Source organism: Microbulbifer sp. TYP-18, from assembly GCF_040932045.1.
Taxonomy (GTDB): domain Bacteria; phylum Pseudomonadota; class Gammaproteobacteria; order Pseudomonadales; family Cellvibrionaceae; genus Microbulbifer.
This window is the reverse complement of the sequence record NZ_JBFRBC010000010.1, coordinates 39,194-54,062: the sequence shown is the minus strand read 5'-3', so window position 1 is coordinate 54,062 and position 14,869 is coordinate 39,194. Positions and strand designations below refer to the sequence as shown.

The 14,869-nt window shown below is 60.2% G+C and carries 11 protein-coding genes; 10 read left to right on the top strand and 1 reads right to left on the bottom strand.

Translation table 11 applies throughout. The features are described from left to right. Positions 1-480 precede the first annotated feature (480 nt). Positions 481-4,008 (top strand): DNA polymerase III subunit alpha, encoded by a 3,528-nt coding sequence (dnaE, locus tag ABVT36_RS10265; RefSeq protein WP_368456492.1) that lies wholly within the window; start codon positions 481-483, stop codon positions 4,006-4,008. Positions 4,009-4,256: 248 nt separating this feature from the next. Continuing rightward, positions 4,257-5,213, top strand: coding sequence for an acetyl-CoA carboxylase carboxyl transferase subunit alpha (accA, locus tag ABVT36_RS10260; protein ID WP_368456491.1), 957 nt, complete (start codon positions 4,257-4,259; stop codon positions 5,211-5,213). Between the two features lie 96 nt (positions 5,214-5,309). Here accA and ABVT36_RS10255 read toward each other — a convergent pair whose 3' ends face one another. Then, positions 5,310-6,218 (bottom strand): DegV family protein, encoded by a 909-nt coding sequence (locus ABVT36_RS10255; protein ID WP_367149070.1) that lies wholly within the window; start codon positions 6,216-6,218, stop codon positions 5,310-5,312. Positions 6,219-6,720: 502 nt separating this feature from the next. On the opposite strand from ABVT36_RS10255, the gene tilS reads away from it, so the two are divergent. The 8 genes from tilS to truD all read left to right on the top strand — a co-directional run bounded on the left by tilS (position 6,721) and on the right by truD (position 14,806). Beyond that, positions 6,721-8,022: a tRNA lysidine(34) synthetase TilS gene (gene tilS / locus ABVT36_RS10250; protein ID WP_368456490.1), complete on the top strand. Its 1,302-nt coding sequence runs from the start codon at positions 6,721-6,723 to the stop codon at positions 8,020-8,022. 122 nt (positions 8,023-8,144) lie between these two features. Next, positions 8,145-9,773 (top strand): CTP synthase, encoded by a 1,629-nt coding sequence (locus ABVT36_RS10245; RefSeq protein ID WP_368456489.1) that lies wholly within the window; start codon positions 8,145-8,147, stop codon positions 9,771-9,773. A 238-nt stretch (positions 9,774-10,011) separates the two neighbouring features. Beyond that, positions 10,012-10,872 carry a 3-deoxy-8-phosphooctulonate synthase gene (gene kdsA, locus ABVT36_RS10240; RefSeq protein WP_368456488.1) on the top strand — a complete coding sequence of 287 codons (861 nt, stop codon included), beginning with the start codon at positions 10,012-10,014 and terminating at the stop codon, positions 10,870-10,872. Positions 10,873-10,987: 115 nt separating this feature from the next. Then, positions 10,988-12,274, top strand: a complete 1,287-nt coding sequence (gene eno, locus ABVT36_RS10235) for a phosphopyruvate hydratase (protein WP_368456487.1) — start codon at positions 10,988-10,990, stop codon at positions 12,272-12,274. A 65-nt stretch (positions 12,275-12,339) separates the two neighbouring features. Further along, positions 12,340-12,636: a septum formation initiator family protein gene (locus ABVT36_RS10230; RefSeq protein WP_368456486.1), complete on the top strand. Its 297-nt coding sequence runs from the start codon at positions 12,340-12,342 to the stop codon at positions 12,634-12,636. Further along, positions 12,626-13,348, top strand: a complete 723-nt coding sequence (ispD, locus tag ABVT36_RS10225) for a 2-C-methyl-D-erythritol 4-phosphate cytidylyltransferase (protein ID WP_368456485.1) — start codon at positions 12,626-12,628, stop codon at positions 13,346-13,348. The genes ABVT36_RS10230 and ispD overlap by 11 nt, the downstream gene beginning before the upstream one ends. After that, entirely contained in the window at positions 13,345-13,848 is a 504-nt protein-coding gene (gene ispF / locus ABVT36_RS10220; protein ID WP_368456484.1) for a 2-C-methyl-D-erythritol 2,4-cyclodiphosphate synthase, read from the top strand. Before ispD ends, ispF begins: the two co-directional genes overlap by 4 nt. After that, on the top strand, positions 13,841-14,806 hold the full coding sequence (gene truD, locus ABVT36_RS10215; RefSeq protein WP_368456483.1) for a tRNA pseudouridine(13) synthase TruD: 966 nt from the start codon (positions 13,841-13,843) through the stop codon (positions 14,804-14,806). The genes ispF and truD overlap by 8 nt, the downstream gene beginning before the upstream one ends. Positions 14,807-14,869: the final 63 nt, after the last annotated feature.

Below are 14,869 nucleotides of genomic sequence, written 5' to 3'. Positions count from 1 at the left end.
GCCCCCTTCATCACCCCCGCACCCGTTCAATCCGGCGAGTCCGGAGCTGGCGGTCCGGGTTGCGGTCAGGGCCTTTGCCATTGGTGAAGCCTACCTCGTTGGGGGCGCCACCAGCCATTAATCAGAGGTTCCGTAGCGGCGATTCCCCATAACCTCGCGGAAATCACCGGTGGCAGTCGGATATCCAAATGGATGCGGGGGCATCTATTGGCGTGCCGGTTGGATAAGTCCCCTGTCACCTATCCCCCCTCCTTTCCAAAAAGTCTCTGGTTGTCCCTGACTCGGCTGGCCAGGGCGGTGGCTGATACGGATAATGGCAGGCCTGGGCCGGGGGATTCTCTGCGCCCCGTTGGGCAATCAAGCCCCTGGCCTCCGAACTGAATTCGGTTGGAGCCCCGCTGCCGGACAGCGGCGCCCAATTGCTGTGGCCGTTGCGGCCTCAGTACCCTTTGTAAAATCAAAATACTGCACAAGAAATTTATGACCCAGACTTTTGTCCATCTCAGAACCCACTCGGAATTTTCCCTGATCGACGGACTGGTGCGGATCAAACCGCTGGTGGCGCGGGCGGCGGAGCTGGAAATGCCGGCACTGGCGCTTACGGACCAGACTAATTTCTACGGTCAGATCAAATTCTACCGGGCCTGTCTCGGGGCCGGCATCAAGCCCCTGACCGGCGCCGATTTCTGGCTCAGTGAGGGCGGTTCGGACAAGCCCACCCTGTTTACCCTGTTTGCGATGAATGGCGACGGCTATCGCAATATCACTGAGCTGATGTCGCGGGCGTGGATGGAGGGCCAGTACCACGGCAATGCCTATGTGCGTCGCGAGTGGTTGCCTGCCTACAGCCAGGGTGTGCTGATGCTGTCAGGCGCCAGATACGGGGATGTGGGACACGCCCTGGTGGCGCACCGCACAGCCCAGGCGGAGGAGTTGGCAAGGGACTGGGCAGAGATTTTCCCCGGGCGCTACTACCTGGAACTGCAGCGTACCGGCCGCGCGGGGGATGAGGAGTACCTGCACGCTGCAGTGGACCTGGCCACCAAACTGGGGCTGCCGGTGGTGGCCACCAACGATGTGCGGTTTCTCGAACAGAGCGAGTTTGAGGCCCACGAGGTACGCGTCTGTATCCACGAAGGCCGCGCCCTGGATGATCCACGCCGCGAACGCCGCTATTCTGCGCAGCAGTATTTTCGCACCGCCGGGGAAATGTGGGAGCTGTTCAGCGATATTCCCGAAGCGCTGCAGAACACGGTCGAGATCGCCAGGCGCTGCTCGACACCCATTCAACTGGGCAAGTATTTCCTGCCCGAGTATCCGATTCCCGGGGGAATGACGGAAGACCAGTTTTTCCAGCAGGTCTCTCAGGAGGGTCTGGAGCGCCGTTTGGCGAAAATACTCGACAGGTCGGCGCCCGACTATGGGGAAAGGCGCGGGGAATATGAGCAGCGGCTGCGCTTTGAGCTGGACATCATCATCCAGATGGGATTTCCCGGCTACTTTCTGATCGTGATGGACTTTATCCGCTGGGCCAAGGAACACGATGTTCCGGTGGGGCCGGGGCGGGGCTCCGGTGCCGGCTCGCTGGTGGCCTATGCACTGGACATCACCGATCTCGATCCGCTGCAGTACGACCTGCTGTTCGAGCGCTTTCTGAATCCCGAGCGGGTCTCCATGCCGGATTTCGATATCGACTTCTGCATGGAAAAGCGCGACAGCGTGATCGGCTATGTGGCCGACAACTACGGTCGCCAGGCGGTGAGCCAGATCATTACCTTCGGCACCATGGCAGCCAAGGCCGTGGTGCGGGATGTGGCCAGGGTGCAGGGCAAGTCCTATGGCCTCGCCGACAAGCTGTCGAAAATGATTCCGCCGGACGTGGGTATGACACTGGCCAAGGCCCGCGAGCAGGAAGAGGTATTGCGGGATTTCCTGCACACCGACGAAGAGGCGCAGGAAATCTGGGAGATGGCCCTGCAGCTGGAGGGGGTGGCGCGCAATGTGGGCAAGCATGCCGGCGGCGTGGTGATAGCCCCGACGAAACTGACTGATTTTGCGCCCCTGTACTGCGATGAAACCGGCGGCGGCCTGGTGACCCAGTTCGACAAGAACGATGTGGAAGACGCGGGTCTGGTCAAGTTCGACTTCCTCGGTTTGCGCACCCTCACCATTATCGACTGGGCCAAGCGCATGGTGGACCAGAAGCGCGCCCGGGACGGATTGCAGCCCCTGGATATCGCAGCGCTGCCGCTGGACGATGAAACCACTTTCAAAATGCTCAAGAAAGGGGAAACCACGGCGGTGTTCCAGCTGGAATCCCGCGGTATGAAAGACCTGATCAAGCGCCTGCAACCGGACAACCTCGAGGATATGATCGCACTGGTGGCGCTGTTCCGGCCGGGTCCGCTGCAGTCCGGCATGGTGGATGATTTTATCAACCGCAAACACGGCCGCGCCCAGGTGGCCTACCCGGATGCCAAATACCAGCACGACAAGCTCAAGCCCATTCTGGAGCCCACCTACGGGGTCATCGTATACCAGGAACAGGTAATGCAGATTGCCCAGGAACTGGCGGGTTATACCCTCGGCGGAGCTGACCTGCTGCGCCGCGCCATGGGCAAGAAAAAGCCGGAAGAGATGGCCAAGCAGCGCTTCACCTTTGAAGAGGGGGCCAAGGAGCAGGGCGTCGATCCGCAATTGGCTATCAAGATCTTCGATCTGGTGGAGAAATTTGCCGGCTACGGCTTCAACAAGTCCCACTCCGCCGCCTACGCCCTGGTTTCCTATCAGACTGCGTGGCTTAAGGCCCATTACCCGGCGCAGTTCATGGCTGCCACCATGTCTTCCGACATGGACAAAACCGATAAGGTGGTGACCTTTATCGAGGAATGCCGCGCGATGCAGCTGGTGCTGGTGCCGCCGGACGTGAACCTGGGGGGCTATCAGTTTTCGGTGGATGAAGACAACCGGGTTATCTATGGTCTGGGGGCTATCAAGGGACTGGGAGAGGGGCCGGTCGAGAATATTATCGCCGCCCGCAAAGAGGCTGGCCCCTTCACCGATTTGTTCGATTTCTGCTCCCGTATCGATCCGCGCAGGGTGAACAAGCGGGCATTGGAGGCATTGGTGCGCTCCGGTGCCCTGGACAGTATCGGCCCGCGGGCAGACGGGCCGGATGGACTGAATTACGCCCGGGCGGTACTGTTCAACGCCCTGGATGAGGCGGTGAAGGCGGCGGAGCAGCAGGCCAAAAATGCCAGCGCCGGTATGATGGACCTGTTCGGTGAGGTGGTGCCCTCGGCTTCCAGTGGTGATGTGTATGCGGACTTTCGCCGCACCCGCAGCTGGAGTATTCGCGAGCGCCTGGAGGGGGAGAAGGGCACCCTGGGCCTCTACCTCACCGGTCATCCCATCGATGAATATGAAGGCGAACTCAAGTATCTGGTGAAAGCGCGCATTGCCGATCTCAAGCCGGGCAAGGAGAGCCAGAAGGTGGCCGGCCTGGTGGTGGCTATGCGGGTGATGAAAACCAAGCGCGGTGAATCCATGGCGCTGGTTACGCTGGATGACCGTAGCGGGCGCCTGGAGGCGGCTGTGTTCAGCGAGTCGTTTGCCGAGCACCGGGAAAAGCTGGTCAAGGATTCCCTGCTGGTACTGGATGGCCAGGTTGCCCCCGACGACTACAGTGGCGGCCTGAAAATGACTGTGAACAGTGTGGCGACGCTCAATGAGCTGCGCCGGGAGCGCGTGTCCGGGCTGCGCCTGTGCCTGCATGGCGCCACAGCGCAGTCCGGGCTGGCCAGGCGCCTGTCCGCCTGCCTGCAACCCTATACAGCGGGCCCCGCCAGCGCCTGCCCGGTGAACCTGGTGGTTGAACTAAACGACGCCCGTGGCAGCTTCCGCCTTCCGCCGCAATGGCAGGTGGAACCCAGCGACCAGCTTGTTCAGTCTCTGCGCGAACTGTTGGGGCGCGAGCGCGTTTTTCTGGACTATGGTAAATGCGACTAGCGGTGGCCGGGGAGATGCCGGGGAGATAACGGACGCGGCAGCCGGCATAATGGCAAGATTCCTCGACTGCCCGGTTTCATGGGGGTAAGCTATGCCGCCATTATGGCCGGGAGTCATCCCTCTGCTGCCAGGTAGAGGGCGGGGTTGACAGGACAGGCGGCACCAGGCGGTTCATCGGTGAGTCGTAAACAGATTGTGGTAGACCCGGCCGCGGACCGGGTCAATAGAAAGTTGAAGGCGCGGATTGCATGAATTTCAATTTCCTCGAGTTTGAACAGCCGATAGCCGAGCTGGAAAGCAAGATCAAGGAATTACAGCATGTCGGTGACGACAACGAGTTGAATATCGCCGACGAAGTGGCCCGCCTGCGGGAGAAGAGCCACAGTCTGACGGAATCCATTTACGCCGACCTGACCCCCTGGCAAATCGTTCAGGTGGCCCGCCACCCCCAGAGACCCTATGCCCAGGACTATATCCAGCGCATTTTCACCGATTGGGATGAACTGCACGGAGACCGCCATTTTGGCGACGACAAGGCGGTCATTTCCGGTATAGCGCGCCTCGACGGAAGGCCGGTGGCAGTAATCGGTGAAGAAAAGGGGCGCAGTGTCAACGACAAGGTGGTGCGCAACTTTGGTATGCCCAAGCCCGAAGGCTACCGCAAGGCGCTGCGGATTATGGAGATGGCGGAGCGCTTCAAATTGCCGGTGCTGACGCTGATCGATACCCCCGGCGCCTATCCCGGTATCGACAGTGAAGAGCGTGGTATCAGCGAGGCCATAGCGCAGAATCTGGCGGTCATGTCCCGTCTGCGCACGCCGATTATCTGCACGGTCATCGGCGAGGGCTCCTCGGGGGGCGCATTGGCCATAGGCGTGGGCGATCAGCTGAACATGCTGCAGTACTCAACCTACTTTGTGATTTCTCCGGAAGGGTGCGCCAACATTATCTGGAAAACAGTGGAAAAGGCACCGCTGGCCGCCGAGGCCATGGGGGTGACTTCCAGCGTGCTCGAAGAGCTGGGTATTGTGGATGAAACCATCGCCGAGCCATTGGGGGGTGCCCACCGGGATCCCGATGCAATGGCCGCGCGACTTCAGGAGCGGCTGGCGGTACAACTGGATCATCTGTGCGGCCTGCCTATCGATGAGCTGTTGGAAAATCGCTACCAGCGCCTGATGAGTTACGGCAACCTGGCTTCTTAGTGGGCGGTCGGACCCTTCCCGGGCAATTTTTGGCAATTGGCGCCAAAATGCGGCAGCTGGTGAGCCGCGGAAATTTATTTACCGGAGCCCGATAGTTCAGGGGTTTTCCGCAGCCAGGGCCAGGGAAACGGTGTTGGGCCCCAGGTTGATACCGCCGGAAAGGCTCATCACGGATCTGTAGATCTGGATTTTGCGCGCTTCGGCCACTTCCTGCAGAGCTTTGAAGCCGCGGACCCGATCCAGATCCTCCAGCTTGCCGGCGATGCTCACCACTATTGTGGGTACCAGTAGTTCACCGTCCAGGATCTTGTCGATAGCCAGTTGGAACAGGGTCTCGGTGCAGTTGCCGTAGCCGCGCACCGTGTTGGTGACGGTACTTCCCTCGTGGTGGATGGACAGGATCGGGTGCAGTTTGAACAGTTTGGCGGCCACGGCCTTAAACCAGCTGATACTCTTCTCGTTTTTGCTGCGCGCGCGCTGGCGCACATAGTAGACATCCTTGATTGCCGCATAGCCGTGTATTTTGCGGCGAAACTTTTCCGCTTGCGCCTTCACCTGCTCGCCGGTGCGGCCGCGCTGAATTTGCGCAAGTGTATAGAGTGCCAGTAGCCCCTGGCCGCTGAACAAAGTATGCGAATCGATGGTGTGTATTCGCACTGCGTCATTCGCCGGAGATTCCCCCAGCCTGTCTGCGGCTGTAACCGCATTGGTATAGGTGGGGCTGTTAATGCTATTGATGGTCTGTACCACTATGTCGCGATATCCCTTTTGCACCAGGGATTCCAGGACCGTCTCTATCTCTTCCACCGGCGCCGGTCCGGTAACAATCTGGTGGGCTCGATCCACCAGTGACAATGAGTAGAAGTGGGACATTTGTGCTGGGTTGCGCTGGTCACCAAAGGTGTCGTTGCCTACGCTTACAATGTGAGGCAGTACTGGAATGGAAAATTTGCGCAAAAAATCATCCGGTAGGTCACAGCCGGAATCAACAACCAACTGAATCATAAGACACTCTGCGGGATAGTGATTGACAAACTTTTTTATGCCGGCCAACTGTATCACCACTCGACCATTGGTGATAGAAAAAATCGCTGTAGTGCCGCACTTTGTTTGTTTCACGGCTACACGAGTGATGGGGATCGGGTAATTGTTGGCAGTGGATTTTTGGTTAGAAGGATTTCACTGTGGCTGGCCCGTTCGCCCCTGCCCTGATAAGTGCAACAATTTTGTTTTGGGCCCAGTTTGATTAGGTTTTTTTCCCGATTTTGCAGGCCGGTAATTCGAATTTATTTTTGATCAATAATGTTGGGCAGTTTGTACAATCAATTGTAAACAACAGGGTGGCAATCAGCCTGGATCCACCCGGCCGAATTGGCCAAACAGTTCAAAGGTATTGACCTCAGCGTTGGCTTTTGGGGAATTCCTGTTCGATAGTGCAAAACATGTGTGGATGAAAACAAATAATGAGGATGGTTGACGCCCTGTGGGCCAGCCTGGAGCGGTTTTTATGCGGGACCTAGAAACTATCGTTGAGGATTTTCTCGCGGACCACCCCTGTTCGGCTCACCGCTGGCTGGCATATTCCGGCGGTCTGGACTCCACCGTCCTTTTGCACCTGCTGAGCCGCCAGGGGCAGCTGCTGCAGGCGGTCCATGTGCACCACGGTCTGTCCGCGAACGCCGATGCCTGGTCGACTCACTGCGCCGCCACGACCGGGGCCTGGGGAGTGCCATTGCGCGAAATCCGCGTGTGCGTGGACGCAGCGGATGGCGGTGTCGAGCAGGGTGCCCGCAATGCCCGCTACAACGCCTTTGCCCAGTTGCTGGAGTCCCGTGACCAGCTATTGATGGGGCATCATGCCGATGATCAGGCCGAGACTTTCCTTCTGCGGCTGATGCGCGGCGCCGGGGTCGAGGGTCTGTCGGCGATGCCGTATAGCCGTGCACTGGGTGCGGGACTGCTGCTGCGACCACTGTTGCAGGTGCCGCGGAGCCAACTGCTGAGCTATGCGCGCAGGCACCGTTTGCAGTGGATTGAGGATGAAAGCAATACAGAGCTGCGGTTTGAGCGCAATTATCTTCGTCAGCGGGTACTGCCGGCACTGAATGCGCGCTGGCCGGCCACGCAGCGGATCTCCGTCGCGGCGTCACATCTGCGGGAGTCCGCGCAATTGCTGAGGGAAGTGGCGGATGCGGACCTAGAGGTGTGCGGCCGCCGCGCTGAGCGTCTGGGGGAGAGTGTCGCGCTGGCGGAACTGGCTGCCCTGAGTGCCGGCCGGCGCAATAACCTGATCAGGGGCTGGCTGCATCTGGCCGGCGCTGCCCCACTCACTGCGGACCAGTTGGCGGAGCTGTGGCGTCAGCTGGTGGAGGCCGCTGCGGACCGCTCGCCGGTGCTGGAACATGGGCCAGTTGTGTTTCGCCGCTATCGTCAGCGTCTGTATCTGACCCCGCAATTGCCGATAGCGGCCCCGGCCGACACGCAACAGTTGTGGAATGGCCGGGATGCCCTGTCGTTGCCGGGCGGGGGGTGTCTGTCGCCTTCGCCGGGTTGGCCGCCGGGGGATTATATGGTCCGCTACCGCAGGGGAGGGGAGCGCGCTAGGCCCCTGGGCCGCCAGCACTCGCAGGCGCTGAAAAAGCTGCTGCAGGAGCAGGGGCTGGAGCCGTGGCTTCGGGACCGGGTGCCGTTGGTCTATGAGGAGGAGAGGTTGCTGGCGGTGGGCGACCTGTTTCTGTGTCAGATCCCGCCCTGTGCCAAGCCGCCTTCCGCTCCTCCCAGATGGCGCTGGGAAGCGTTTTTCGATTGAGTGAAAAGGGCGTTTCTGTTACTCTGGTTTCCCATCCCGAGGCAGTGGCGGGCGCACAAGCGTCTGTCCGCGCCAGTCCCGAAACCCGAATTCGTCGGGCACCCAACTGACCAAGGTTTTGCATGACACGCTATATATTTGTCACTGGTGGCGTGGTTTCCTCATTGGGGAAAGGTATCGCCTCTGCCTCCCTGGCGGCCATTCTCGAGGCCCGCGGCCTCAAGGTGACCATCCTCAAGCTGGATCCCTACATCAATGTCGACCCGGGCACCATGAGCCCCTTCCAGCACGGCGAGGTTTTCGTCACCGAGGACGGTGCCGAGACCGACCTGGATCTGGGGCACTATGAGCGGTTTATCCGCACGCGCATGTCAAAGCGCAACAATTTCACTACCGGCCGGGTTTACGAGACGGTGCTGCGCAAAGAGCGCCGCGGCGATTACCTGGGCGGCACTGTGCAAGTGATTCCCCATATCACCGACGAGATAAAGCGGCGGGTGATCGAGGGTGGCCGCGACATGGACGTGGCGATAGTCGAAATTGGCGGCACCGTGGGCGACATAGAATCGCAACCGTTTCTGGAGTCCGTGCGCCAGCTGAGGGTAGAGTTGGGAGCCCACGGAGCCCTGCTGATCCACCTCAGTTATGTACCCTATATCGCCACCGCCGGTGAAACCAAAACCAAGCCCACCCAGCATTCGGTCAAAGAGCTGCGCTCTATCGGCCTGCAGCCGGACGTTCTGCTGTGCCGGTCCGAGCGCGAGATAGATGCGGACTCCCGCCGCAAGATAGCGCTGTTTACCAATGTGGAGGAGCGCGCTGTGGTGCCGCTGCCGGATGTCAAAACCATCTACGGCGTGCCCCGCCTGCTGCACGATTTCGGTCTCGACGATATCGTGGTTGAAAAGCTGCAACTGGAGTGCGCGGCTCCGGACCTGTCCGAGTGGGACTCGGTGGTGGATGGCAAACTGCATCCGCAGCGGGAGGTGAATATCGCCATGGTCGGTAAATACATGGAGTTGCTGGATGCTTACAAGTCGCTGATCGAAGCATTGACCCATGCGGGTATCAAGCATCGCTGCAAGGTGAATATCGAGTTTATCAACGCCGAAGACGTGGAAGCGGAGGGCGGCCTGGACCTTATCAAGGGGGCCGACGCCGTGCTGGTGCCCGGCGGCTTTGGCGAGCGCGGTCTCGAGGGCAAACTGGAATCGGTGCGCTATGCGCGTGAAAACGGCGTTCCCTACCTGGGTATCTGTCTCGGCCTGCAGTCAGTGGTCATTGAGTATGCGCGCAATGTGTTGGGCCTTAAGGATGCCAACAGCACAGAGTTCGATGTGGAGACCTCCAATCCGGTTATCGGCCTGATTACTGAATGGATCGACAGTGAGGGTAAAGTCGAAACCCGCGATGAGCAGTCGGATCTCGGCGGTACCATGCGTCTCGGCGGGCAGGAGTGTCGCCTGACCAGGGACAGCAAGGCCCGGGAGATTTACGGTGCCGATGTAATAGTGGAGCGCCACCGCCACCGCTATGAAGTGAACAACAACTTTGTCGACCGGCTGCAACAGGCCGGCCTGCAAATCGGTGGCTGGTCCGCCGACGACACACTGGTGGAAATGGTGGAGCTGCCGGAGCACCCCTGGTTCGTCGCCTGCCAGTTTCACCCGGAGTTCACCTCCACCCCGCGGGACGGGCATCCCCTGTTCGAGAGCTTTATTGCCGCCGCGATGGAGCACAACGGCAACTGACTACTATGCAGGTTGCGGAAAAGCCTTCCCCGGCTTTCCTCAACCCGGGGTCGCGGTATTTGTCCGCAATCCCTCCACGAGAAATCGAGCAGTTGCGGGCTTGATTTGCGACCCGAACATCCGTGTTCGGGACAACGCCTGTTAGGTCGCCGGTGGGGCAAGCGGGTTGCAGTGCGACAATCCAACCGATGAAGGGTCATCCACTGGATGCCCGGGTAAATAACTGGGAATTAGGATTATGAAGACAGTACAGGTGGGAAGTCTGTCAGTGGCCAACCAGCGGCCCTTTACCCTGTTTGGGGGGATGAATGTGCTGGAGTCGCGCGACCTCGCCATGCGGGTGGCGGAACACTGCGTTGAAGTGACAGGAAAACTGGGAATTCCCTACGTTTTCAAGGCGTCTTTCGACAAGGCAAACCGGTCATCGATTCACTCCTACCGCGGACCTGGAATGGACCAAGGGCTGCGTATTTTTGAAGAGATCAAGGCGACCTTCGGGGTGCCGCTCATTACTGATGTGCATGAACCCTACCAGGCCGCACCGGTGGCGGAAGTGGTTGACGTCATCCAGTTGCCGGCCTTCCTGGCGCGCCAGACTGATCTGGTGGCGGCCATGGCCGCGACCGGGGCAGTGATCAACATCAAAAAACCCCAGTTTATGAGTCCGCCACAGGTAAAAAATATCGTGGAGAAATTTGTCGAGGGCGGCAGTGAGAAAATTATTCTATGTGAGCGCGGCGCCTGCTTTGGCTACGACAACTTGGTGGTGGATATGCTCGGCTTCCGCACCATGATCGAGTCTACCGGAGGCGCTCCGCTGATTTTCGATGTGACCCACTCCCTGCAGATGCGCGATCCCTCCGGCGCCGCCTCTGGCGGCCGTCGGGCGCAGGTGACCGAGTTGGCGAGAGCCGGTCTGGCGATTGGCATTGCCGGCTTGTTCCTGGAGACGCACCCGGATCCCGACCGGGCACTCTGCGATGGACCCAGTGCGCTGCCGCTGGACAAGCTGGAGCCTTTCCTGGCGCAAATGAAAGCCGTGGACGATTTGGTCAAGAGTTTCCCGGAGCTGGATACCCTCGCTTCGGGTGACCAGTAGTTTTGCCAGGATCTGTCCGGTGTTGTACTGGCGCGACACCCTGTATCTCCAAAACCCGGCGAGCCGCCGGGTAAACAGATTTCTATAGCTAACCGCCAATATGGAGCCCTTGTTGATGAGCAAGATTATTGCAGTAAAGGCCTACGAAGTACTGGATTCCCGCGGCAACCCCACAGTGGAAGCCGATGTGATACTGGAGGATGGCTCCGTCGGTTCCGCCTGTGCGCCGTCCGGAGCCTCCACCGGTTCCCGTGAAGCGCTGGAACTGCGCGACGGAGATCGGGGCCGCTACCTGGGCAAGGGTGTGCTGACCGCGGTGGAAAATATCAATACCACTATCGCCGACCTTTTGCGGGGGATGGACGCCAGCGATCAAGGTGCGCTGGACAGGGCCATGATTGACGCCGACGGTACCGAGAATAAATCCAACTTGGGCGCCAACGCTATCCTGGCGGTTTCGCTGGCGGCGGCCAAAGCGGCGGCGGCTTCCAAAAAGGTTCCGCTATACCGGCATATTGCCGAAATAAATGGCAGCGCCGGCGAGTACACTATGCCGGTGCCGATGATGAATATTCTCAATGGCGGCGAGCACGCCGACAATAATGTGGATATTCAGGAATTTATGATTCAGCCGGTAAAGGCCACCAGTTTCGCCGAGGCGCTGCGCCAGGGTGCTGAGATATTCCACTGTTTGAAAAAGGTACTGTCCGGCAATGGCCTGAACACCGCCGTAGGTGACGAGGGCGGTTTCGCCCCCAACCTGCCGTCCAACGAGGCGGCGCTAGAGGTGATCGCCGAGGCCGTGGAGCTGGCGGGCTACCGGCTGGGGGAGGACATCACACTGGCACTGGACTGCGCCTCTTCGGAATTCTATAACGATGGTGGCTATGATCTTGTAGGTGAGGGCAAGCAGTTCAGTAGCGAAGGCTTTGCGGATTATCTGGCCACGCTGGCTTCCAACTACCCAATCTTGTCCATTGAAGACGGTATGGATGAGAGCGACTGGAAGGGCTGGAAGGTCCTCACTGACAAGATTGGTGACAAGGTTCAGCTGGTTGGAGACGATCTGTTCGTCACCAATACCAAAATCCTGAAAGAGGGTATCGAAAAAGGCGTGGGCAATTCCATTTTGATCAAATTCAACCAGATCGGCTCCCTGTCCGAAACTCTGGATGCAATCAAAATGGCGAAGGACGCCGGTTACACCGCGGTTATTTCCCATCGCTCCGGAGAGACCGAGGACACTACCATTGCCGATTTGGCCGTAGCCACTGCCGCGGGCCAGATCAAGACCGGCTCCCTGTGCCGCTCCGACCGGGTCGCCAAGTACAATCGCCTGCTGCGTATAGAAGCAGAACTTAATGGCGCTGCGCCCTATCGCGGCCGCGCCGAATTTAAATAAGCCCCGGGTCGGCGGCGGCAACGGATATCCGGTTCCCGCCGCTTCCCCACAGAGGGATGGAAGCGATGAGATGGCTGTTGGTGACACTGATCGCACTGCTGTTGATGACCCAGTATCGCCTTTGGATCGGTAACGGCAGTCTGGCCGAGGTTACCCGTCTAAAGCGGGAACTGGAGCAGCAACAGCACAAAAATGCCGCCCTGGCGCTTGCCAATCGCCAGTTGGCGCGGGAAGTGCGCAGTCTGAAAGAGGGCACCGATGGCGTCGAAGCCAAGGCTCGCTATGATCTGGGTCTGATCAAAGAAGGCGAAACACTGTTTATTTTTCTCGATCCCAAGGAGGCTTCCGGCGGTGAGCAGTAGTTTCTGGGTCGTGGTGCCGGCCGCTGGGGTTGGCAAACGCATGGGTGCCGACAAGCCGAAACAATACCTGCCGATACTGGGCCGGCCGCTCCTCGCGGTTACCCTGCGCAATATTCTCAGCTGGCCCGGCCTCGCCGGTGTGGTAGTCGCCGTCTCGGCAGAAGATTCCTATTTTTCCCGCCTGGCCGAAGCGCGGCACCCACTGGTGCACCGGGTTAGCGGCGGGGCTGAGCGGGTGGACTCAGTGCTCGCCGCGCTGGAGTTCCTGAGCCGGCGCGAATCCCCCGGGACCACTGTGTTGGTGCACGATGCCGCCAGGCCCTGTGTCGCACAGGGGGATGTCGCGGCACTCCTGGAGCCGGGAGTGTCCAGCATTGCCCTGCTGGCGCAACCCGCCTGTGACACGGTAAAACTGAGTGGTGCCGAGTCGTCTGGGGCCACTAGAGTCGCGCAAACTCTGGACCGGGACCTTATCTGGCTGGCCCAAACCCCGCAAAAAGCACCGTTGGGGTTGCTGCTTTCCTGTCTGCGCCAGGGCCTGGCGCAGGGGGCGGCGATTACCGACGAGGCCAGTGCGCTGGAATTGGGTGGCCATGCCCCGCAACTGGTTGCCGGGCGCAGGGACAATGTGAAAATCACACACCCCGCCGACATCCTGTGGGCCGAAACCATTTTGCGTTTGCGCCACGCAGCTACAGAGGACAAGCAGTGAACTTCCGCATCGGCCAGGGCTTCGATGTCCATGCCTTCCGTTCCCCCGCCGAAGGAGACTGCGGTGATCACCTGGTCATCGGTGGAGTGAGGATTCCCCATGAGCGGGGGCTCAAAGCGCACTCTGATGGCGACGTGCTTCTGCACGCGCTGGCCGACGCCATACTGGGCGCGCTGGCACTGGGGGATATCGGGCATCACTTTCCCGATTCGGACAGCCGCTATGCGGGCGCGGATAGCCGCGCATTGTTGCGACAGGTAATGGAGCTGGCCCAGCACCGCGGCTATCGGCTGGTCAATGCGGATACCACAGTGATCGCTCAGGCACCAAAGATGGCCCCGCACATCGACGCCATGCGCAGCAATATCGCCGCTGACTGTGCGGTGGCTGTCAGCGCGGTGAGCGTCAAGGCAACCACCACCGAAGGGCTCGGCTTCACCGGGCGCAAAGAGGGCATCGCCGCTCAGGCCGCAGTGTTGCTCGAGGGCACCCATGTCTGAGTGGGATCTGAACTGGCCCCGCGGCCTGGGAGGGCCGGCGATCCGGGCCGATTTTCGCACTTTGCCCGAAGATTTCGCCGTGGATGAATTGGTCACGCCGGACCGCGCCGACTCCGGGGAACATGTTTATCTGCAGCTGTGCAAGCGGTGCGCCAACACCCACTGGGTGGCGCAGCAGATAGCCCGATTGGCGGGCGTGCGCAGTCAGGATATTGGTTTTTGTGGTCTCAAGGACCGGCATGCGGTAGCCACTCAGTGGTTTAGTGTCTACCTCCCCCGCAAGCCAGAGCCGGACTGGGCGCAACTGCAGAGCGACCAGATCCGTGTGCTGCAAAAGTGGCGCGGGCCGCGCAAGTTGCGCCGTGGAGAACACCATGGCAACCGGTTTCGCATCCGGCTGCGCCGGGTAAGCGGCGATCGCGATGGCGCCGGGGAGTTGCTGGCGGCATTGTCGGCCGGTGTGCCCAATTACTTTGGCGAGCAGCGGTTTGGCCGCCGCGGTGCCAACCTGGATCTGGCCCGGAGCCTGGCGGAGGAGGGTATTCGCTGCTCCAGGCGAGATAAGGCGTTTGCCATGTCCGCCGCCCGCAGCTGGCTGTTCAATCAGGTGCTGGGGGAGCGGGTGCGCGCCGGGAACTGGCGGGCGCTGCTGGCGGGTGATCCGGACACAGGGCCCAGCGGTCCCCTCTGGGGGCGGGGGCGCAATCCGGCCACCGCCGAACAGGGGGAACTGGAAGCTGCCCTTCTGGCGCCCTGGCAGCAGTGGTGCGACTGGTTGGAGCACTGCGGGCTGCGGCAGGAACGGCGGCGGTTGATATTGGAACCTGCAGATTTGGCGCACAGTTGGGAGGAAGACAGTCTCGAGCTGTCTTTCACCCTGCCCGTCGGGGCATTTGCCACAACGGTACTGGGTGAGCTGGCCGAACTGGTCAATTCATCCGCCGCCAACATAGAATAACCAAGCAATAATAAACGGTGTCAGCACCGTGACGCCGGCGGCACTGGCCGGCAGATGTGGAAA